This window comes from Rhizobium sp. BE258 (assembly GCF_031457345.1).
In the GTDB taxonomy this organism is placed as follows: Bacteria; Pseudomonadota; Alphaproteobacteria; order Rhizobiales; family Rhizobiaceae; genus Rhizobium.
Window position 1 is genome coordinate 366,901 of record NZ_JAVDWL010000004.1, and the last position, 21,302, is coordinate 388,202.

General features: G+C 57.9%; 21 protein-coding genes and 1 pseudogene. 15 read left to right on the plus strand and 7 right to left on the minus strand.

Features of this window, described 5'->3' with window-relative positions:
- Window positions 1-90: 90 nt before the first annotated feature.
- The 4 genes and pseudogenes from J2X43_RS16275 to J2X43_RS16290 form a co-directional block, all read right to left on the minus strand.
- The gene (locus J2X43_RS16275; protein WP_112389255.1) at window positions 91-333 is read right to left on the minus strand and encodes a hypothetical protein; all 243 of its coding nucleotides are present in this window, start codon (window positions 331-333) and stop codon (window positions 91-93) included.
- A gap of 68 nt (window positions 334-401) precedes the next feature.
- The gene (locus J2X43_RS16280; RefSeq protein ID WP_112389254.1) at window positions 402-593 is read right to left on the minus strand and encodes an XRE family transcriptional regulator; all 192 of its coding nucleotides are present in this window, start codon (window positions 591-593) and stop codon (window positions 402-404) included.
- Between the two features lie 833 nt (window positions 594-1,426).
- Window positions 1,427-2,248: pseudogene (nadE, locus tag J2X43_RS16285) on the minus strand (ammonia-dependent NAD(+) synthetase).
- 61 nt (window positions 2,249-2,309) lie between these two features.
- Window positions 2,310-2,639 (minus strand): hypothetical protein, encoded by a 330-nt coding sequence (locus tag J2X43_RS16290; RefSeq protein ID WP_310295329.1) that lies wholly within the window; start codon window positions 2,637-2,639, stop codon window positions 2,310-2,312.
- A 500-nt stretch (window positions 2,640-3,139) separates the two neighbouring features.
- Between J2X43_RS16290 and J2X43_RS16295 the strand changes: the two genes are divergently transcribed.
- The 10 genes from J2X43_RS16295 (at window position 3,140) to J2X43_RS16340 (ending at window position 14,598) form a co-directional block, all read left to right on the plus strand.
- Window positions 3,140-4,021, plus strand: coding sequence for a glycine betaine ABC transporter substrate-binding protein (locus J2X43_RS16295; RefSeq protein ID WP_112446071.1), 882 nt, complete (start codon window positions 3,140-3,142; stop codon window positions 4,019-4,021).
- A 93-nt stretch (window positions 4,022-4,114) separates the two neighbouring features.
- Window positions 4,115-4,732 (plus strand): ABC transporter permease, encoded by a 618-nt coding sequence (locus tag J2X43_RS16300; RefSeq protein WP_112389250.1) that lies wholly within the window; start codon window positions 4,115-4,117, stop codon window positions 4,730-4,732.
- Between the two features lie 8 nt (window positions 4,733-4,740).
- Entirely contained in the window at window positions 4,741-5,382 is a 642-nt protein-coding gene (locus J2X43_RS16305) for an ABC transporter permease (RefSeq protein WP_112389526.1), read from the plus strand.
- Entirely contained in the window at window positions 5,379-6,308 is a 930-nt protein-coding gene (locus J2X43_RS16310) for an ABC transporter ATP-binding protein (protein WP_310295334.1), read from the plus strand. Before J2X43_RS16305 ends, J2X43_RS16310 begins: the two co-directional genes overlap by 4 nt.
- 14 nt (window positions 6,309-6,322) lie before the next feature.
- Window positions 6,323-7,387: an LLM class flavin-dependent oxidoreductase gene (locus J2X43_RS16315; RefSeq protein WP_310295336.1), complete on the plus strand. Its 1,065-nt coding sequence runs from the start codon at window positions 6,323-6,325 to the stop codon at window positions 7,385-7,387.
- The gene (locus J2X43_RS16320; RefSeq protein ID WP_310295338.1) at window positions 7,384-8,703 is read left to right on the plus strand and encodes an LLM class flavin-dependent oxidoreductase; all 1,320 of its coding nucleotides are present in this window, start codon (window positions 7,384-7,386) and stop codon (window positions 8,701-8,703) included. The genes J2X43_RS16315 and J2X43_RS16320 overlap by 4 nt, the downstream gene beginning before the upstream one ends.
- Before the next feature lie 11 nt (window positions 8,704-8,714).
- Window positions 8,715-9,716, plus strand: coding sequence for an ornithine cyclodeaminase family protein (locus tag J2X43_RS16325; RefSeq protein ID WP_310295341.1), 1,002 nt, complete (start codon window positions 8,715-8,717; stop codon window positions 9,714-9,716).
- Window positions 9,713-11,182, plus strand: coding sequence for a histidine ammonia-lyase (gene hutH / locus J2X43_RS16330; RefSeq protein WP_310295343.1), 1,470 nt, complete (start codon window positions 9,713-9,715; stop codon window positions 11,180-11,182). The genes J2X43_RS16325 and hutH overlap by 4 nt, the downstream gene beginning before the upstream one ends.
- A gap of 700 nt (window positions 11,183-11,882) precedes the next feature.
- Window positions 11,883-13,544, plus strand: coding sequence for an alpha-amylase family protein (locus J2X43_RS16335; RefSeq protein ID WP_310295345.1), 1,662 nt, complete (start codon window positions 11,883-11,885; stop codon window positions 13,542-13,544).
- Between the two features lie 358 nt (window positions 13,545-13,902).
- Window positions 13,903-14,598 (plus strand): DUF1684 domain-containing protein, encoded by a 696-nt coding sequence (locus J2X43_RS16340; RefSeq protein WP_310295347.1) that lies wholly within the window; start codon window positions 13,903-13,905, stop codon window positions 14,596-14,598.
- An 899-nt stretch (window positions 14,599-15,497) separates the two neighbouring features.
- Here J2X43_RS16340 and J2X43_RS16345 read toward each other — a convergent pair.
- A complete protein-coding gene (locus J2X43_RS16345) occupies window positions 15,498-15,842 on the minus strand; it encodes a hypothetical protein (RefSeq protein ID WP_112389244.1) in 345 nt (114 codons plus the stop codon).
- A 323-nt stretch (window positions 15,843-16,165) separates the two neighbouring features.
- On the opposite strand from J2X43_RS16345, the gene J2X43_RS16350 reads away from it, so the two are divergent.
- A complete protein-coding gene (locus J2X43_RS16350; RefSeq protein ID WP_112389243.1) occupies window positions 16,166-16,372 on the plus strand; it encodes a hypothetical protein in 207 nt (68 codons plus the stop codon).
- 57 nt (window positions 16,373-16,429) lie between these two features.
- The gene (locus J2X43_RS16355; protein ID WP_310295352.1) at window positions 16,430-16,615 is read left to right on the plus strand and encodes a hypothetical protein; all 186 of its coding nucleotides are present in this window, start codon (window positions 16,430-16,432) and stop codon (window positions 16,613-16,615) included.
- Between the two features lie 92 nt (window positions 16,616-16,707).
- Here J2X43_RS16355 and J2X43_RS16360 read toward each other — a convergent pair whose 3' ends face one another.
- Window positions 16,708-16,923: a cold-shock protein gene (locus J2X43_RS16360; protein WP_112389242.1), complete on the minus strand. Its 216-nt coding sequence runs from the start codon at window positions 16,921-16,923 to the stop codon at window positions 16,708-16,710.
- A gap of 563 nt (window positions 16,924-17,486) precedes the next feature.
- Between J2X43_RS16360 and J2X43_RS16365 the strand changes: the two genes are divergently transcribed.
- A complete protein-coding gene (locus J2X43_RS16365) occupies window positions 17,487-17,864 on the plus strand; it encodes a response regulator (RefSeq protein WP_112389241.1) in 378 nt (125 codons plus the stop codon).
- A 943-nt stretch (window positions 17,865-18,807) separates the two neighbouring features.
- The gene (locus tag J2X43_RS16370; protein ID WP_405049613.1) at window positions 18,808-19,212 is read left to right on the plus strand and encodes a GFA family protein; all 405 of its coding nucleotides are present in this window, start codon (window positions 18,808-18,810) and stop codon (window positions 19,210-19,212) included.
- Window positions 19,213-19,406: 194 nt separating this feature from the next.
- Here J2X43_RS16370 and J2X43_RS16375 read toward each other — a convergent pair whose 3' ends face one another.
- Entirely contained in the window at window positions 19,407-20,609 is a 1,203-nt protein-coding gene (locus J2X43_RS16375) for a GAF domain-containing sensor histidine kinase (protein WP_310295354.1), read from the minus strand.
- A gap of 291 nt (window positions 20,610-20,900) precedes the next feature.
- Between J2X43_RS16375 and J2X43_RS16380 the strand changes: the two genes are divergently transcribed.
- A complete protein-coding gene (locus tag J2X43_RS16380) occupies window positions 20,901-21,254 on the plus strand; it encodes a response regulator (protein WP_310295356.1) in 354 nt (117 codons plus the stop codon).
- The last annotated feature ends 48 nt before the right edge of the window (window positions 21,255-21,302 follow it).

Genomic DNA, 21,302 nt, shown 5'->3' on the forward strand with positions numbered 1-21,302 from the left:
GACGGTTCCCAGTTTGGTCCAATATGGCTGCCTTTTCATGACATTGAGTACGAAGGTGTCGTTGCCCTCAAGAGCAGCGGCCGTAGACCGTCAGTCGAAACCGTCCGTCTTTCCGGAGCGATACACGACAACCGGGTCGCCTTCTTCGCCGACGACCGGATTTCCATCACGACGAACGACAAGGACGCCAGCGTGGCTGGACGCCATCTGTTTCGCCTCCTCGATCCCTTCAGTGTCGGAGGCGTCAACAACAGTCTCCCAAGCCTGTACGGCCTGGCCGCGGTCATCGAGGTCGAATGCGAATACGCTGATGGAAGAAAAAGTGCCGGGCATAAGACTTCCCCTTGGGTGTCCCATAAGGGTGTGGGGCGGAGAGCGCCAATCGAGTTGGCGTCATAAGTTCATGCCAACGCGTGTTTGATGCGCTCAACATGAGATGACGGAGCTGTGCCCAGCTCATCCTCGGCGACTGAAATCTCGGATACGGTCAGTCCAGTGGCGATCGCGAGGTCCTCCAAGCTGTAGTTTTTGGCTATACGAGACGCCTTCAGGCTGGCAGCTGTCGACTGCGGTATGTGCGAAATCTGATCCATTTCAATGCTCCTTCTCGCCGCATTTAACGGCGAAGCAGAATTCTGGTTCCGCCGAACTATTTCGAGGTCGGATTTTGGTTCGCGGCGAGCCTCATCCGGCGTAGACGCTCGCTCTTTTCGTGGCGAAGCCGGCGCTCTTCGTCGGCGAAGTCCGTAGCAATCTTGTTGGTATGTTCGAAAGCTGCCGCCCGTTGTTCCACAGTCAGTGTCTTTCTGATCCTGCTCACCATGATAATTTTTCCTTTGGGGATTTCGTCCATATGGGAAGGTGTGGCCGCTCCTTCAAACGCATCAACACGCTTTGTCCTGTAACGGACGCGTCACGTCACGGTCTTGAGAAGGGAGCGCCAAGACCCCATTTTAGATCGGCCACCCCACATCACACGAGCCTCCGCAGCGGCGTCCGCCGGCGCATGCGTGAGGCTTGCGCGCGGGGTGAGAGGGTCGCTCCCTTTCCTGAAGGTCGAGCGCCCTCGGACCCTTTGGTTTCGGAGAAGGCCAATAGCCGAAAAAAAGGCCCTCTCACGGGGGGTGAAGAGGGCCGTAAATGTCAGGAGATCGGTCAATGGAGGTCGCCATCGGCCGACTGACAGCGGACACTGTCGTCGCCTAACGTAACGGAACGAGAGTGCTCCGGTATCCCTAGATTTCGCCATGGGCGTGGAGCCGCTATCTATCTGGGCTCCATGGGTGGGCGCGATTGCCAGTCAGTGCTCAGACGGCGGCGATCGCGAATGATCCTGTTACAGCCAAAACCGTTTGGGACACGCAATGGCCGCCGAAAATTTATCCGAAATAGCGATTGGCCCCCTTGGGCTGCCATCGTCTAGCGCTTACTCCGATGGTGCAGCGGGCAGGGCGCGTTTGTGCTCCGACGCACGATACATCGTCACGATGCGGTCCAGCGAGCTTTGTTTGATTTCCTTGCCTTCCAGAAAATCGTCGATCTCGTCGTAGGTTACACCGTAGGCATCTTCGTCGGGCCTCAACGGAGCATCGCTCTCTAGGTCGGCCGTGGGGGTTTTGAACACGAGTTGCTCGGGTGCGCCGAGATGTTAGGCGAGGGCACGAACACGACGCTTGTTGAGGCCCGACAAGGGTAGGATGTCGGCCGCTCCGTCTCCGAACTTCGTGTAGAAGCCCATCAATGCTTCCGCTGCATGGTCGGTGCCGATTACGAGGCCGCGCGTGGCACCCGCTAGAGCGTACTGGGCGATCATGCGCTGGCGAGCTTTAACGTTCCCCAAATGGAAGTGGAAGCGGTCAACCTCCAGAAGGTCACCTGCGTCTTTTGATATGGCCGCCATCATAGCGTCGGCGGCCGGCTTGACATCAATGGTGACGATCCTGTCGGGTTTGATGGTATCCAACGACAGTTGCGCGTCGACCTCGTCTGCCTGGTCGCCGTAAGGCAGCCTCACAGCGGCAAACCGCGCATCGTAGCCAGAAGCTCGGAGATTCGTGACTGCGCGCTGTGCCAACAACCCGGCGGTGAGGGAGTCGACGCCTCCACTGATACCCAGGACATAAACGCGGCATGCCGATGCCCGCATGTAGTTCTCCAGGAAAGATATGCGTTTTGCCGCTTCCGCATCCAGGCTGAATACTCTGGAGACGCCCAGTCGTCCGATTATCGCTTTTTGCACAGGCAGCATGTCTGTCTTCCATCCCAAAATAGAAACTTCTCAAGTGGACGTGTCTCACATGTGGCGAAGCTCACGAAATGACGGAGCCTGAAGGGCGAACACGTGCCAACTGATCTCCCGTCTCGGCATCGTAAATCGAAAGATCGACGACAAAGTCCCCTGACTTGGCAAGCTGATCAAGAAGGATCGCCGCTAGTCGAAGTGCACAGATCGGATTGACCGCGATGTCCATGGTCTCTGTACTGGACAAGGCAAGCCGGGCCAAATGGCTACCGTCATGAAGGGGGGCGAACATCTGAAAGCTTTCCACCTCAAGATAGGCATCTGCCTCGCCTTCGGTCGTCGGACGGCGGCTCGTGAAGAGCTCTGCGAAAGAAAGCTTCTGATCGTTGGAGAGCATAGGTTCAGTCCCTAAGTGATTGGTTATTTGTATGTGTTGGAATAAGGGATCAGACGCAGAACCGGATAGGCAGTCCTTCGGGCACAATGAGACGACAAATCCGACCGGTCACTGTCTCGAAATCACCTCGATTAGTGTTGCATTCGCTAGTTGGACCAGCGGAGCGTCTAGTGTGCAGTCATAAAATTGTCCTAGCGACGAATGGGCTACAGCGAAACCCTTATGGGAGTACGCTTTCATGAAGATGGCCGCCGCCGAGTCCGTCCACCCGTCATCAACACGCAAGATGTAGTCGATTCTACCATATCATGATTTTTGCGAAGCAATTCTGCCGGCAAAACCAAATTTGAACCCCCACGGGTCGGTCACCGCGGATGAAAGCCGAGCTCTGGCCCAAAGGCAATTTTCTCCTAGATAGGCAGAAATTGGCACGCGTTTGCGCGCCGAAGTCATTCAGAGCTTTTAAAACACGTGGTGAAGTCAACGAAGAGGGGAATGCAATGATTTCGAAGACCTTGGCAGCGATGATTGCGGGCACTTTCGTTGCCGTCGCAGCCATCGCACCGGCCCATGCCGATGCGGTTAAGATCGGCAGCAAGAATTTTACCGAGCAGTTCGTCGTCGCTGAAATCTATGCCCAGGCTTTGGAGAAGGCGGGCGTTGAAGTGGATCGTCATCTGAATCTTGGCGCGACGCTTGTTGCGCACACCGCTTTGACCAACGGCGAAATCGATCTCTATCCGGAATATACCGGCACCGCTCTCGCGGCAGTGGTCAAGGGCGACCTGTCGGGCTCCGCCGACAAGATCTATTCCGACGTCAAGGGTTATTACGAGAAGAACCTGAAGCTGACGCTTCTCGAGCCGACAAAGATCAATAACGGCTACGCGATTATTACGCTGCCGGAGACGGCCGAGAAGTACAAGCTCAAGACCTTGAGCGACCTTGGCCCTGTTTCCAAGGACCTGACCTTCGGCGCAGAGGGCGGGTTCAGCGAACGCAAGGACGGTCTGCCGGGCTTGAAGCAGACCTACGGTATCGAATTCAAGGAGTTCAAGATATTCGCAAAGCTCGGAATTCGTTACAGCGCCTTGACCAGCAAGGACCTCGATGTCTCCTACGGTTTCGCGACGGATTGGCAGATCTCAGACAACAAGCTCGTCATCCTTGACGACGACAAGAACCTCTTCCCGCCTTACTATCTCGTGCCTGTGGTCCGCCAGGACGCTCTCGCTAAGAACCCCAAGATTGCCGAGGTACTGAACAAGATCAGCCCGCTGCTCGACAATGACACGATGCGTGGTCTCAACGCCAAGGTCGACCGCGACAAGGAAGAACCGGCAGACGTCGCCGCGGAATTCTTGAAGTCGCAGGGCATCTGATTGCGGTGAAGGTTTTCATTCCCCCGGAAGCAAAATGCGGCCAAGTTCACTGCTTGGCCGTATCGGCGTGACAGCAGGCAGGATCGTTTCCATTTGAACTGGGCACCTAAGCACATTCCCGAGATAGCGCTTGCCGTCTGGCAGCACCTTCTCCTGTCGATCACGTCGGTGCTGATCGGCATGGTGATTGCGCTTGTGCTCGGAATTGCTTGCGCGAGGCGTCCAAGGCTCTACGCCTTTGCACTGACTGTGACGAATATCATCTTCGTTATTCCAAGCCTTGCGCTGTTTGCACTCTTGATCCCATTCGTCGGGCTTGGCATGGAGCCGGCGCTTATCGGGTTGTCCTCCTACTGTCTGCTGATCCTCCTGCGAAACGTCGTTACAGGCATTCGCGGCGTTCCGGCCGACGTGCTCGAGGCTGCGGACGGCATGGGCTACGGCCGCTGGCAGAGGCTTTTTCGGGTCGAGCTGCCGCTTGCCATGCCGCTGATCATATCAGGGACGCGCATCGCGCTTGTCACGGTGATAGGCATTGCCACGGTTGCGGCGTTCATCGACGGTGGCGGGCTTGGAACCATCATCCTGATCGGCATCGACCAGGAGTATCCCGAGAAAATATTTGTTGGTGGCATTCTGACGGCGCTTCTCGCGATCATCTTCGATTTCCTTCTGACGCGCGCTGAAAAGCGGCTCGTCGGCTGGCAGTGAGGTTGGCGATGCTGAGCACGGCCTTCTTCTGGATTGTCGACCATCAGACGGAGTTTTTCCGCGCCCTTGGGCAGCACCTCCTGATGTCGGGCATTTCACTTGCCATCGCGCTGGTGATTGCGTTGCCGCTTGCGGTGCTGATCGTGACCTATGGCCGACTGGCGTTCGCCGTGATCAATGTCATCAACGGCTTGAGGACGGTCCCGAGCCTGGCGATCCTAGCGATCATGCTGCCGCTTCTCGGCATTGGGCTCATGCCGTCAATCGTGGCTCTCACCGTGCTCGCGCTGCCACCTATCCTCCTGAACTCCTTTGTTGGCCTGCGCGACGTCGACGCGGACGCGGTCGAAGCTGCAATCGGCATGGGAATGAGCCGCAGCCAGCTATTGCGAAAAATCCGCATTCCGCTCGCCGCGCCCGCGATGTTTGCCGGTGCCCGCACCGCTGCCGTCCAGGTTCTGGCAGGTGCGACGCTTGCTCCTTTCATCGGCGGTGGCGGGCTCGGCGATTTTATCGCTACCGGCATCGGCGTGATGGACATGTCCCGTCTTCTGGTCGGCGCTGTGCCGATCGCCATACTCGCGCTGACGACCGAATTCGTGCTGGGGCGCGTTGAGAAACTGCTTTTTTCAGAGAGAGCTGCCGTATGATCCGCATGGAGAACGTCACCAAGCGCTACGGCGAAAGCACTGCGCCGTCGGTCGATAACCTGACGCTCGACGTGCCCGAGGGCTCGACAGTCGCGTTGATCGGCCCGTCCGGTTGCGGCAAGACGACGACGATGCGGATGATCAACCGCCTGATCGAGCCGACGGAAGGACGGATTTTCGTAAACGGCGAAAATGTCACGGAGGCTGATCCCGTGAAACTGCGCCGGCATATCGGTTACGTCATCCAGAACGTCGGGCTTTTTCCCCACATGACGATCGGCGAGAACGTCGCCGCGGTTCCGAACCTGCTAGGGTGGGAACAAGCCCGAACCGCCAAGCGCGTCGATGAATTACTCGATCTGGTAGGGCTCGATCCGGGCGAAATGCTCAAGCGTTATCCGCGTCAGCTTTCGGGTGGCCAGCGGCAGCGTATCGGTGTTGCCCGCGCTCTTGCGGCCGATCCATCCGTGCTGCTCATGGACGAGCCCTTTGGAGCGATCGATCCAATCGCCCGGACACGCCTCCAGGACGAGTTTCGCCAAATCCTGAAACGCGTTCGCAAGACCGTGGTGCTCGTGACCCACGATCTCGACGAGGCGATTCGACTGGGTGATCGTATCGCCATCATGAAGTCGGGCAAGATCGTCCAATACGATACGCCGGACGCTATCCTCTCGCGCCCGGCAAACGCTTTCGTATCGAGTTTCGTGGGCATCGACAGGGCGATCAAACGTCTCAGTCTGTTTTCAGTTGAAGACGCGATGACGGCGGGACCGTCACCGATGACGGCCCCCAGTGTTCCAAGTAACGCCAATCTGCGCGAAGCCCTGTCGCTCATGGTTGCAGCAGATTGCGACCAGCTGGCGGTCGTCGACGGTGATGAGGTCATCGGGAGACTGACGCGCGATGCGATCTTTTCGATTTGAAAATGGAAATGTCCATGCTTCTCGGATTTTCGCTTACTCCTTTCGGACATCACTTGTCGGCGTGGCGCGACGGCGCGGACGTAAAAGGGCTTTCATTTGAGGCGCTTCTGTCGCAGCTGGTAAAGGTCGAGAACGCCGGCTTCGACTTCGCGCTGATCGCGGACCTCCATGGTGCTAGGCCGCTGGATGCGCTGTCTTCTATCGCGACACCCTTCGAGCCCACGACGCTCGTTGCCGCGTTTGCCACCAAGCTTGAGCGTCTCGGGTTGCTCGCAGCAGCGGCCACATTTCAGCACGAGCCCTACAATCTTGCACGCCGCTTTGCATCGCTCGATCAGATCAGCCAGGGCCGCAGCGGCTGGTTTAACATCCCGTCAGCGGGTGAGCCCGCGCGCGACAGTGAGTATATCGATCTCGTCCGGGCTCTCTGGGACAGTTTCGAGGACGACGCGTTTGTGTACGACAAGCAGAATGCCCGCTTCTTCGATCCCACCAAGATGCATGTTCTCAATCATCAGGGCGAACGTTTCTCGGTCCGGGGACCGCTCAACGTCAACAGGTCGCCTCAGGGCCGGCCGGTTATCGCGCACCTTTTGACGACTGAGGACTATGCCCTCGCTGCCGAGTTCGGCGAAGTGGTCCTGCTTCAGGAGACATCGGGAGAAGGCACAGTCGAAGCTGTTCAATTGTTCGAGGCCGCGCTGGAGGCGGCTGGTCGCTCGCGCGGCGATGTGCGGCTGCTGTCGAACGTCGTTCCCTTTGCCGCCGCCACCCGCGAGATGGCGCAGGAACAGTATGACAGCCTGCAGAGCATAGATTCCGGTGGGCCTGCGGGGCTTGTTCCGATCGGCAGCTTCACCGAAATCGCCGACGCGCTTCAGACGTGGCAGACAGTGGCGAAGGTCGATGGTTTCACGATCCTGCCGCCGACATTGTCGGCCGCGGACGCTTTCACTGCCGACGTTGTGCCGGAATTGCGCAGGCGAGGGCTGATCGAGGCAAAAACAGGCAAGACGTTGCGGTCGCAGCTTGGACTTCCACGTCCTCCCCATCCTGCCACTGAAGAGAGCGCATCATGAGCAGCGATCGCAAGATGCGTCTTGGGGCCTTTCTGATGGCCGGCGGCCATCATATCTCTGCCTGGCGTCATCCCGACGCTCACGCGCCGGCTGGTGTCGATATTGCCCATTTCATCGAGCTTGCGCGCACAGCGGAACGTGGCAAGTTCGACATGATCTTCGTGGAGGACGCAGCCGCAATCCGCGAGCGAAATCCGGATATAGCGAGCCAGGCGGCCCGCTCCACCGGGTTCGAGCCCTTGAGCCTGCTGGCGGCCCTTGCCGTCAACACCTCGCATGTCGGCCTCGTCGCAACGGCGTCGACCACCTACAACGATCCCTACGGGCTGGCCCGGACCTTCGCCTCGCTCGATCAACTGAGCGGCGGTCGGGCGGGGTGGAACCTCGTGACGTCGGCGAGCGAGCTGGAGGCCGAGAATTTCGCAAGCAGCGGCTTGCGTCCGCATTCGGAGCGGTATGAGCGTGCCGAAGAGTTCGCCAACGCGGCGCTCGCTCTGTGGGATGGCGTCGACCAGGGGGCGTATCTTCCGCGGGGGGAAGGGAGGTTCTTCGACCACGACAGGCTCCATCCGCTCTCCCATCGCGGAAAGCACTTCACCGTCGGGGGGGTGCTCCAGAGCCAAAGGTCGCCGCAGGGCCGCCCCATCATGGTTCAGGCAGGAGCTTCCGACGTCGGCAAGGAACTGGCGGCGCGTACTGCCGATGTGGTGTTCGCCGCGTCGCAGACGCTGGGGGAGGCCAAGGCTTACTACGACGACGTCAAAGCGCGGATGGCCAAATACGGCCGCCAGCCAGACGACATCAAGATCATGCCGGGCATCTCGCCGATCATTGGGTCCACCGAAGGCGAGGCGAAGGCCAAATATCGCGAGCTCCAGGAACTGATCCCGGACGCGGTCGGCGTCGCCTTGCTGGCGAGCTATCTCAGTATCCAGGACCTCTCGGCCTATCCGCTCGACGGGCCTCTACCCGACATGCCACCGACCAATCTGATCCAGAGCCGACAGCAGTTGATCATCGATCTCGGCCGGCGCGAGAACCTCTCCATTCGCGAATTGGCTCGCCATTTCGCCGGTGCGCGCGGCCACTGGCAGGTCGTTGGGACACCCGAACAGATCGCCGACGCGATGGAAGAGCGTTTCAGGGCAGGGGCTGCTGACGGTTTCAATGTCATGGCACCGCTGTTTCCTTCGGGGCTTGAGGATTTCGTTACCCATGTTGTGCCGGAACTACGCCGCCGTGGCGTCTTCCGCGAAACTTATGAGGGCAGCACCCTGCGCCAAAACCTCGGCGTCGGTGCCCCTTCCGGACGATAAAAGAGATGACAATGGACCCGATCTATATCGACTACCTGGACGCCTTCGACATCGAAGCACTGGCATTGACGGACGCCGAAATCCTCGCTGCCATCGAGACATCGCTCAAAGCCCAGGGCAATGGCCAGACCGTCATCGAGCCACGGGTCCACCTCGAGCCCGACGCGAGTTTCCACGGACATTTCAACGTGTTGCGCGGCTATGTTGCACCGATCGGCCTTGCAGGGGTCAAGGTCGTCGGCGATTACGTCGACAACTATAAACTTGGCTATCCCTCCGAATTCGGCGTGCTCAACCTCTTCGACCCGCGCACGGGCGTGCCGAAAGCGATCCTCGACGCGACTGTCATTACTGATATGCGCACCGGCGCGGTTACCGCGCTCGGCGCGCGCCACCTCGCGAAAAAGAACTCCAAGGTGCTTGGTCATATCGGTGCGCGGGGTACGGCCTACTGGAATGTCCGTCTTCTCGACCATCTCTTCGATTTCGACGAAATTCGCGTTCATTCGCGACGAACTGAAAGCCGCGAAGCCTTCGGTGCGAAGCTGGAAGCCGATCTCGGGAAGAAGATAACCGTCGTCGACAACTGGCGCGACTGCGTGGAGGACGCCGACATCGTCGTCGAGGCATCGCGTCTTTCCAAACCAGAGCCGATGCTGAAGACGGAATGGATCAAGAAGGGTGCTTTCGTCGTCCCGTATGGGACGATGAGCGCCGTCGAACTATCGCTGACGGATATTATGGACAAGCTGGTCGTCGATGACTGGGGCCAATGCAAATCCGGCAAATTCGGCTCGCTGAGGGCTCACGTGGAGACCGGCCGCCTTTCGGAACAGACATTGCATGCCGAGCTTGGCCAGGTCGTCGCCGGGTTAAAGACGGGGCGCGCGAACGACGACGAGACAATCCTACTTTGGCATCGTGGCCTGTCGCTGAGCGATATAGCCCTTGGGCATGCATTGTTGATGAAGGCCAATAAGGAAGGCATCGGCCAGAGGCTCAGATTCGCATGACGATCGAGTTCTCCGGCGCAGATGTCACGATCGAGGATATCGCCGCGATTGCCAGAGATGATCAGGAGGTCGCCGCATCCTCAACCGTTCGCGGCCGTCTACTGACCGCTCGCCGCATCCTCGAGGAGGCGGCAGCAGCCGGGCAACAAATCTACGGGATGAATACCGGCCTTGGGGCAAACCTCAAGACGGCGGTCACTGGCGATTTCGAGGCTTTCCAGCTGACCCTCATTCGTGGACGGGGGATGGCCGTCGGCGAGCCGCTGAAACGCGACGCGACGCGCGCGGTGTTGGCCACGCGGATCGCCACGCTGGCAGTTGGCGGCTCGGGCATCTCGCTTGAGGCCTTCGAGGCGCTGCTTGCGATGCTGAATGCCAGGGTGCATCCTGTCATGCCGTCGCTGGGTTCGATCGGCGCGGGCGATCTCGTCGTCCTTTCTGCCATGGCCCGCTCGCTTGTGGGTGAGGGCGAGGCTGAGTTCCTGGGGAAGCTCCACCCTGCGAAGGAGGCTTTGCGGCTGGCCGGCCTTTCGCCTGCCCGCTTGCTGCCGAAGGATGGAATTTCCCTCATCAACGCTTCCGCCTTATCCGTCGGAACAGGCGCTCTGTTCCTCTTCGATGCGGAGCGCATTTTCGACGCCCAGCGGAAGGCAGCAAGCCTGACATTCGAGGCGCTTAGTGGAAATCCGCTTATCCTGTCTCCAGGAATACAGTCCGCCCGTCCGGCAACCGGGCAGGCAGAGGAAGCGGCGTGCCTGCTGAGCGCGCTCGAGGGATCGACACTGTTCGAGACAACAACGGCGCTGCAGGACCCTCTCAGCCTTCGCTGCCTCGCACCCATTCACGGTTCCCTGGCGACGGCGCTCTCTGCAGCCAGGGCCACTGTCGAGACCGAGCTTAACGCGGCCTCCGACAACCCGGTGGTGCTGATCGACGAAAAGCGGGTTCTGTCGAGCGGCAATTTTCATACACCATCGCTTGCACTGGCTTTCGAGACACTTGGCCTCGCGGTCGCTCAAGCGGCTTCGGCCTCCGCTGGCCGTTTCATCCAGCTGACCGGTTCGGCCAGAAATGGCTTGCCGCGCTACCTTTCTCCCACCGGCGGACCATCGGCCGGCTTCGTGCCCTTGCAGAAGACGGTCGCGGCGCTGATGGCTGATATCCGGCACAAGGCCAACCCGGTGATCCTCGATTTCCTCACCGTGTCCGAGGGCGTGGAAGACCATGCGACGCAATCGGCGCTTGCCGTTCGAAAATTCGGCAAGATGCTCGACCTGTGGCGGCTTGTCATTGCCTGCGAATTACTCGCCGCCGCTCAGGCAGTCGACCTGCGTCCGCACCATCGGTGTGGTCGAGAGACGGCAAAGACGCATTCGTTCGTTCGCATTTTGTCGCCGTTCGTTGAGGAAGACCGCCCTCTCGGCGAAGATGTCGCCGCTGTCGCTGACCAGCTGTTAAGGGTGTGACCTTTTCGAGCTGAAGCCGAGCGCCGATCGGCACGTCGCTTGGCTGGCGATCGCCGGTTTCACCTGGCTGACTGGGAAAAAGACCTCCCGCCACAGCTGGTCCGATCTTCCTATATTCCGTGAATGAGAGGTCGTAAGCCACGGATTCTGCCCGTGAATCGACGGTGTGCGCCACGAATGAGAGGTGTTGGTCATGCAACAGAAAATTTCCGCTATTTCGCGCTTGGTGCTTCCGACCTCAAACGCTCCCACCGATTTTCTCGGAGGGTTTCGGCTGGAAGCCGATATTTGAGAATGACGAAATAGTCTTCTGCCAAAGAGCGGGTTCGTCCTCGGACTTTCCGCAGATCGTCGTTGGAGGACGACATCTCTCGCAAGGCTGGTCCCGGTCCAGCAGCAACATCGCTTTCGCACAACGTCCCCAGACAGGACGAAGTAGAGCCGCTCCCCGAAAAGTTGGTGCAGGCTAGGGAACTCATCCGCAAAGTTGACGCGCCCGGCCACGGGGCTTTCGTAGTTACGTCGACGACGCCGACGGCCACGCATGCCTCGTGACCTTCGGCGAGTAACGAGGCAGATAGTCGCATCTTCAAAGATGTAGTCGCCAGACACTCACCGATAGGAACCGCTCCGCGGCGCTCGGAACCTTTCGGGCTCTAAAGCGCTTCCGTCACCATCTTCGGTGGCAGGAGCAACACGCATGATTAACGATCTTTGGTACAAGAACGCCGTTGTCTACTGCTTGTCGGTCGAAACGTTTATGGACTCGAACGGTGACGGCGTCGGCGATTTCCAGGGGCTGCAGCGCCGTCTTGACTATTTGGCGGGCCTTGGCATCACAGCGATATGGCTCATGCCCTTCCAAACGTCACCAGGACGAGATGACGGCTACGACGTGTCCGACTACTATAACGTCGATCCTCGTTACGGCACGCTCGGTGATTTTGTCGAGTTCACTCATGGCGCGAAACAACGGGGCATTCGCGTTCTTATCGATCTCGTCGTCAACCATACGTCCGACGAGCACCCCTGGTTCAAGGAGGCAAGGGCGGATAAGGACTCCCGTTACCGAGACTGGTATGTTTGGTCGAAGACGAAGCCGGAAAACGCCGACGAAGGGATGGTGTTTCCAGGTGTCCAGAAGTCAACGTGGACGCGGGACAAGCAATCCGGCGAGTACTATTTCCACCGCTTCTACGATTTCCAACCCGACCTGAACACCGCGAACCCGCTCGTCCAGGCTGAAATTCTAAAAATTATGGGTTTTTGGATTCAGCTCGGCGTTTCGGGCTTTCGCATGGACGCCGTGCCTTTCGTCATCGCCGAGAAGGGCGCAGACGTCAAGAAACCCAGGGAGCAGTTCGAAATGCTCCGAGCGTTCCGTGAATTTCTTCAGTGGCGGAAGGGCGACAGCATCATTCTCGCCGAGGCCAATGTCGTGCCAAAGGAAAACCTTGAATATTTCGGCGACGACGGCGACCGCATGCAGATGATGTTCAATTTCCATGTCAACCAAGCGCTGTTTTATGCGATGGCAAGTGCTGACACTCGACCGCTCGTCAAAGCGATGCGTGATACTGAAAGGCGGCCGAAGACCGGGCAATGGGGCGTATTCTTGAGGAATCACGACGAACTTGACCTTGGCCGGCTCACGGAAAGTCAGCGGCAAACGGTGTTTTCCGCGTTCGGGCCAGAGAAGGACATGCAGCTATACGACCGCGGCATTCGGCGCAGGCTTGCGCCCATGCTTGGGGGAGACGTCCGCCGGCTCAAGCTGGCTTACAGCCTGATGTATTCGCTGCCTGGCACACCCGTCCTCCGATATGGCGACGAAATCGGAATGGGCGATGACCTGACGCTTCCCGAGCGGAATTGCGCGCGCACCCCGATGCAGTGGTCCAACGAACCGCAAGGAGGTTTCACCAAAGGCGAGAAGCCGGTCCTACCGGTGATTTCCGATGGGCCATATGGATACGATCACGTCAATGTCGCGTTTCAGCGCCGAGACAGCGAATCCATGCTGAACTGGACCGAGCGGATGATCCGCATGCGGAAAGAGGCACCGGAGATCGGCTGGGGCGAATTCGCAGTCATCGACTGCGATGATCCCGGTGTCCTGATCCTGCGTTACGAATGGAGGAGGAACGTATTGGCGATTATCCACAGCTTCCACGACAAGCCTGTCGAGATCAGTTTCCGGTTCGAAGACAACGAAGACGCGTCGGTGCTGATCGACATTCTCGACGGCCACGATAACCATATCGACCAAGGCGGAAAGCATCGAATGGTGCTCGAGCCGTACGGCTTCCGTTGGTATCGATCCGGCGGCCTGGACTACCTTTTGAAGCGTAGCGAAGTGTAAAGAGCGTCGACGGACGCGAATGACACGATTACGATCATAGCCGAAGACGAAAGCAATCGCCCGAGGACCTTGATCGCCGCTGATCGGCTATTCGGATTTTCGTGTGGACACGCTTTCTTTTGAGAACACCGCCACGTTGTAACTAGAGATTCCGAACTACTGCCAAAAGGAATAGCCATCGAGGTGTTTGCGCTGGCTCTAAGGTTTCGCGTAGCATCACGGGATTCAGGGGGCGATAGCGGTCGCGCCTTCGCCAAAGCCGCCGGCAAACCTCTCCCGCTTTATGAGCCATATTTTTTTGGTCTCGACCAGACCGGAAGTTAGCGGGAATCCGGTTGGCTTTCGGATGGCCGTTCCTATGTTTGATGAAGCCGAGTCCCAAGTGATCGCGACGACCACCGGGTCGGGCGGCGAAGGCAAGGTTTTACAAAAGGAGCGTCCGGTGAACTCGATCGAGCAACTGTGGGAGTGGCGGCAAACCATTGCGGATCTCTACTGTAATATCCGAACGAGCGAAGACCCCGCGATCGCCTGGCAAACGTGGTGCGACACCCGTTCCCAACTGTTCCGGGGGCATCCCCAATCACCCATCGAGGCCCAGGACCGACAAGGTTATCAGGGGCCTGCTGTGTTTCCCTATGATCCTTCGCTGCGCCTGACTGTTCGCCTCGAGGAGACACGCGAGGAGCGGATCACCGTTGCGACGGGCGCTGATGGCGAGTTGACCATGCGCGCCTTCGCACGTACCGGCGGGTTACAGGATGTGCTCGGAGGAGAACTGACGCTTTACTGGATCGAGGGCTACGGCGGCGGCGTATTCCTACCTTTCACTGACTCCACCTCAGGCAACGAAACTTACGGAGGCGGGCGCTACCTTCTCGATACGATCAAGGGCGCAGACCTCGGTACGTTGCGCCCGGACGGAAGCGCCATTCTCGACTTCAACTTTGCTTATTTCCCGTCCTGCTCGTACTCCAGCCGTTACGTCTGCCCACTGGCACCGTCGGGCAATCGCCTAAGAGGCGCGGTGCGGGGCGGGGAGCGTTGGGGGTAGGGTCCGGAAACAGGTCATGCGAAAAGGTAGCAGACTGCGACAGACGCTATTGGGGCGACGAGCGCGCGCGCTCTCGGGGGCATCAGACGACGTTGCTAGAAAACAACGGGACCACCACACCGTGATCCCCTGGGAGCCGAGCCCCGTATCGCGTTACCTCCCTGAACAACCACGGGGAACCGAGATGAATAAGCTGTAACGCGTCGTAGAACATGAGCCGCTCATCCGCCTCTTCTTGGCAGACGTGCTCGATATCGACGCGGTTTTCACCGATGTCGATATGCCCGGCGGACTGAGCGGCATTGACCTCGCGAAGATGCTGGTTAGCCCGATCCCCCGCGTTGGCATCGCGGTGACGTCATAAAGGGTGGATGTTTCACGCAGCGACCTGCCTGCGGATGCACGGTTCCAGCCAAGTCCTACAATCGATGATGGCAGTGAGCGCCGTTCAGAGCGTCATTCAAGCGACCACCGTGGTCCGCGCTGACAGAACATCTTGATCTCAGTCGATCGACTGCCGCCCGCCCTGAACGGTTGAAGGTCGGAGGATTGCCTCTTACCATGTCAGCGTATGCTTGCTCGCCTTCCGTGTGAACGACCATCAGCGATCCCGGCTCCAAGGTGACCGTGGGGTAGAGATCAGTTCTGCGGCGGTATTCGGTGAGACCAAAGTCAATCATCTGCAGGTCGACCAAGAGGCCAGCAATTGCTGAGGCCCAGAAGCGTGGCTTGGCGACGAGCAAACAGGTTGCGAATGTCATATACGACGCTGCGACTGACGGTATCGACAGGCTCCGTTACGTGGCTACCGAGGACATCAGGCCCCTCGTCGAGAAGCGGCGCGGTAGCTCAGACGAAGAGGATATGGCTTTCATGCCGGAACGGATGACGCCAAGGCTCTAGCCGTCGTTAGTTATCTCGCCAGCGCTCCGCCAGTAGTGGTCGATAATATGCTGACCGTTGTTGACAATGCGCTGGCCGATCTCGGCATCGCCGCCCTCCATAGTGTTGGGATCTCCCCCGCTCAAGCTCACGAACATGACCTGCTGGACCGTGAACTTAAAATAGTCGGCGCTTGTTGGCTCGAACGCCAGTCCGGCCTCTCTAAATCTGTCCGCGACCTCCGCGGCAGCGTCATTGATAGCCGCGAAAACCTTGTCGAGCATCGCGCGCTCTGCGGCGTCCTTGATCTCAATGTATTTTCGCTCTTCGGGCGTTGGGACTGGGCAGGATTTGTCGGACATCGGCAACTCCGGACTTGGTTTCGGTTAGTTAGCTTTTCACTATCGATGGGCGATATTGCGCCAAAATTGTACGCCGAGGCTCGATCCGTTTCACTTTTTGCCCTCCAATGTATGAAGATCCCCAAACGAGCGCGTTGACCATGACGTCACGGCAGAGTTCAGAGTCTTTTCTGAGGTTGGGCAATTTGTGAGACCGTACCATGTCAAAATTAATTGGCGGCATCGACCGATAAGCGTATGTTTGTTCGTCGGCTGGAATGCAATGGCAACGGCCGCTTGGGAGTTAATACGAGCTCTCGCCCCTCTAACAAGGAGGGCGATCTATGTCGGAGCTATTCCGCGCGATTTCGTTCAGTGATGACGTGACACCGGTATTTGAGGCCATGGCTGAGTGGTGTGAAACTCACCGCGTCAGTCCGAACAGCCAGGAGGGATGCTCGTTGGTATCGCGCCTCTTCGACCTTTTGCAGGCCGGATATACAACCAAAAGCGAGTTGCTGGCTGCGTTGGGCGAAGCGCGTCAACCTTAGTGGTTCGCACGATCCCGACGCACGAAACTGTATTTCCACTGATCATGGGACGAAAAAATGAAACAGTCGGCTGTTGATCTCATCCTTCGCGGAGACAGATACATCGTTCGGGTGACCGAGCTGGGCAAGGTCACCGAGCAGGATTTTTCAGGCATTCATTTTGCACTTTCGTGGGCATCAGGCCAAAGCGTTCGCCTTGGCTTGAAGACGCCCAATCCCTCGGCTTTCAATTCCGAAGCGTAGTTGTAGAGTGCCGAAACCGACCAAGATTATCTTTCTAAGGCACCGTTTACTTGCGACAGAATTCTGTGGCAGCACCGCAGGGGCATACAGCCTCATGCGGTCTCAAGCTGCACGTTGACGGCTCTGGGGCCCTTACCCCTCTTGTCAGGCTCCGTATCGAACGAAACCTTCTGACCATCGCGCAGGGATTGGATGCCGGACGCCTGAAGCGCGGAGATGTGGACGAAGATATCCGCTCCGCCGCCATCCGGGGTGAGGAAGCCGAACCCCTTGTCCATGTTAAAAAATTTGACTGTACCTGTTGCCATTTTTGTTCCCCTTGGCGTTTTTACGGGCAGCAACATGCAATGGCTTTTTGAAGCCTGCAACCAGAAAAACAACGTCAGAAGCAAACGACATCGTGTCGTCGTTTAATCCAGCTATCAAGCGGAAGCGACCCTTCTTCACCGTCTACCGGGCTCCAGTCTGCGATAGCCGAGAGTGGAATTCGGATATCCCTCGCGTTGCGCCGAACAATCAGCACGATGCCGTCGCAATCGATCGGTTCTACGATCAACGCACGACACCCGCCTTCTGTATCGATGGTATCTATTACAATTCGCATCTTGCGGCTCCAAGTTCATGAGCGGCATCTTATGCAAGCAACCTTGCTTCAGGCAGGGCTGATGACGGGCAGCTGGAAGGGAGGGCTACGACCACAGCCTTGCTTAAAGGTAGGGCTAGCGCGCCGTAGCATGTGGAGCGTCGGGTCGTACCATTGCGAGCGGCACACATCTCCTCATCGAGCCGCTGGCTCGCCGTCAAAAACCCGTGAACAAACCTCGACGGGCATGAAACGTGACCTAACTCGCCGGATATTCAGGAGGAGCATATGCGGGTTTTGATTGTTGAAGATGAGACGCTCATTGCTATGGAGCTTGAGCGGATTGTTACGGACGCCGGGCATTCCGCGGTCGGTCCAGTTTCCACAGTGGAACAGGCGCTCGCTCATGCCCCTCGTGTCGAGGCTGCTCTGGTCGACCTTGGTCTGGCAGATGGGTTGAGTGGAGCCGCCTTGGCCCGAAGGTTGATTGACCGCTATGGTACGAAAGTGATCTTCGTCACCGGAACGCCCCGAGAGGTTGGTCATGGCTTGGACGGCGCAGTCGACGTGGTCGGGAAGCCGTTTTCCGACGAGCGAATTCTCCAGAGTTTGGCGAAGGCAGACACGAAGTCAAAGACGGCTTTGAACGTCGCTGCAGACTGGTAGACCGCGTCTTGGAGCTTCTGAAGCCAGATATGCACGGCTATTTGCCTTCTACGCGGTGCGGCTCAATTGGGCCGCACCGATCATCATCACGCAACCACCGTTAGTTCAAGCTTCCACATGTTGATGGCGTCCAAAGCGGACTCGTGGATTGCGATGCCGCTTCCTTCGATATCCATCTGCATGGTTGCAACAAGCCCGTCAGGCTGCATGATGGATGGCAGATCTTCCGCGGCCAAGACATCTATGAGTTTAGCTTCCGTGGAAAGACCGCTGTGGGTCTGCCGGTGTATCGGTCCAACGTCAAGAGGTATCTTGGCATCATCATGTTAAGTCTATATTTTTGTCGAGCGCGCTGACTAACCGTGGGACAATGTGAAGTGAAGACCAAGTCGACACTGGTTTGCTCGCGTAGCGGCTTGCTAATTCCTCGGTTGTGAACTCATAAACCGCTGCATTGGCGCTGCCCTGTTTTTCACGGAGGCCTTTGTACGATGCGTGCCGTGGTGTCCGTCTGCGGCCCCCGGGGAGCCTTGTCGCCGTCAAACGCCGGCGAAAATCGAGCACAACCATAAACTTGTCCGGTCAGGATCGGCCGCTCGACACTGGCAATTCCACACGGGAATCAGAATAGCCCAGAATTCAAGGAAAAAAATAGCGCCGCTGGGAGGTGGCGCTGAATTGTGCTCGGGAATTGAGCTTAGGAGCGGACAAGACGACGAAGAGGGAAGTCATCATGCCCACTACGCATGTAGTGCGTGTTTTGGTATTGCCAAGGTGTCCGCCAAGCCTTTCGGTCCCACTGAGTTTCGCTGGGATTGCAGGCGCTCCAAAGAACTCCGATTTTTATCAGTGAGGGGACCTGAAAATCTGACACACTCACATCGACATCAGGCATTCAACCCCTATTTCGCCAAGGATATAAATGGTTGGAGATGAGATGCATATCGACATCGACGGCGCGTGCCAGTGTGGACAGGTCATGTACGTCGCTAAGGTCCAAGCCCAGGACGTCACGATCTGCCATTGTAACGACTGCCAGCGGCTTACGGGTGCGGCGTACCGCGTGACCGTAACGGCCTCACGTGAGAACTTCCGCCTAACTTCTGGCCATCCAACGCTGTACGTGAAGACCGCCGCTAACGGCCGCAGAAGAATGCAATACTTTTGCTCCAACTGCGGCTCGCCGATCTATACGAGCGGCGAACACGAGGATGCCAATCAGGTTGGAATCCGGCTTGGGACCATAACGCAGCGGCAAGATCTCAGACCACGCGCACAGTTTTGGTGCTCATCGGAGCTCTCTTGGGCCCAAGATATTCGCTCCTTACCTCGATACAGCGGTGATTAAATCCGAGGTTTACACTTGCGAGCAAGGTACGGTGGGCTAGCATCGTCCCGATGCATGCCCGATGCATGCCCGATGCATGCCCGATGCGATCTGCCTCGGTGTCTAACGTCCAGAACGGGAAGTGGGCGCGGTATCTGTCCGGCGGCGGCGAGCGACCTGAACGGCGCCAGCAATGCCTTGGTGTCCAACGGCGCTCATTTCGGAGCCAATCTTGCAACGGGATCAAACTCGTTGGGCATGGAAAAGCTGAAGCGAGTCATCTTCTCGTCGGACAGAACCCCCAACGTCCCTCCGTGGGCGCGGGCAATTTCTGAAGCAATAAAGAGGCCCAACCCCAACCCGTGACTCTTCGAACCCTCCTCTCTTTCAAAAGGTTGGAAAAGCTTATTGAGAGATTGCTGCGGAATAGGCTCGCCACGATTTTCGACGCTTAACTCGAATTTGTCATCCGTGGTGAGTGCCTTCACCCGCACGGGATGGTCTGGCGCACCGTGCGTTAGGGCGTTTCCAAGGAGATTGGAGAACATCTGTCCTATCCGCGCATGGTCGATCCGCAGCGGAGCTTCGATTTCCACCGACACCTCGATCTCTCTTTCGGGATGGGCGATTTTGAACTCCTGAACGACGTGCTCGATCGTGTCCTCAACGGTTCGGTCGGGATCGAAGTCAAGATTGATCCCGCCGCCGAGCCTCGCGCGCGCCAGATCCATGACATTGTCTACCAGTCCCGCCATGCGCACCAGGCTTGCCTTCATCATGCGTAACAGTTGCGGCGCCTTGTCGGTCCAGCCATCCCGTAGAAGCCGATTGATCCCGGCGTCCACGCCGGCGATCGGGTTGCGAAGATCGTGGCCGAGTACGGCGATGAATTGTTCACGCAGCTCGGATTGCTTTCTTTCGTGATCAAGATCTAGTTGTGCGGCATCTAGCCTGTCACTTGCGTCAAGATGGTAGGCGATCAGTTCTGCGAACAGCTTGAAGGTACCTATTGTCTCGGGGTTATTGACCTTCGCTGCCTTGGAGTGGATAGCGCACAAAGTGCCGAAAAAAGTTCCGTCGGGAAGTATGATCGGCACTGAGATGTAGCTTTGGAGGCCGTAGATCCGCGGTGTGTGGTGGTCACTGTAGATCGGGTCTTCAGCCACATTATCGATGGCGATGACCTCGTGATACTGCCGGATCTCATGACAGAAAGTGGTCTCCACATTCAGCTCGCCACCCGCCGGCAACCCGAAATCGGCATTGTCCAAGACCTGACATGCGATCCATCGCTCTTCCGTCACGCGGGCTACGGCAGCAAACCCCATGCCTGTCGATCGGCAAACGACATCGAGTATCGATGGGACCGCAGAAATTCGCTGGACTTTAGCGATGTCCTTTTGGAAGTTTTCGTTCACGCTGCCCGCCCCAACACTAATATACTGCTAATATGGTGTTTCCCACTATTTTGAAAGCGCTCGTATTTGAGGTTTCTGCTCGGGTTTCACTGAATTCGAGACCACCTAAGGCTTGTTCGGCAGCAAGGGCCGACGCCTCTTGCGTGGATGTGGAGCGGCCCAGAGCTTCAAGCTCGCGGAACGCCGCAGACAGCGAGCTCAGGTTCGATAATGCATCCTTCGATTATAGTCATTAAGCTATGGGGCTCCCTTGCAGGCTGGCAGTTCGCACTACTTAACGGGGAGGATCCGGTGATCCAAGTATTAGTCGTCGAAGACGAGCCGCTTCTTTTGATGATGGCGCTGGACCTTGTCGAAGATATTGGTTTCGAGGTTTTAGAAGCAACCAACGCGGACGACGCTCTACGGCTATTGGAAGCGGAGCCTGGTATTCGAATAATTTGGACGGATATCGACATCCCGGGCTCGATGAATGGCCTCGTGTTCGCAACAGCCGTGCGTGAACGATATCCGCCGATTGAGATACTTGTTGTATCAGCGATGACGAAACCGCTCCTCCACCAGATGCCGGAGCGCGGAATTTTCTTCACAAAGCCATACAATCGAAAGGCGTTGGCTCAAACCTTGATCGGGCTCGCCGCATAGCCGCCGCTCGCTTGCATCAAAGGCAGCGGAAATCGAACGCACTGAGAG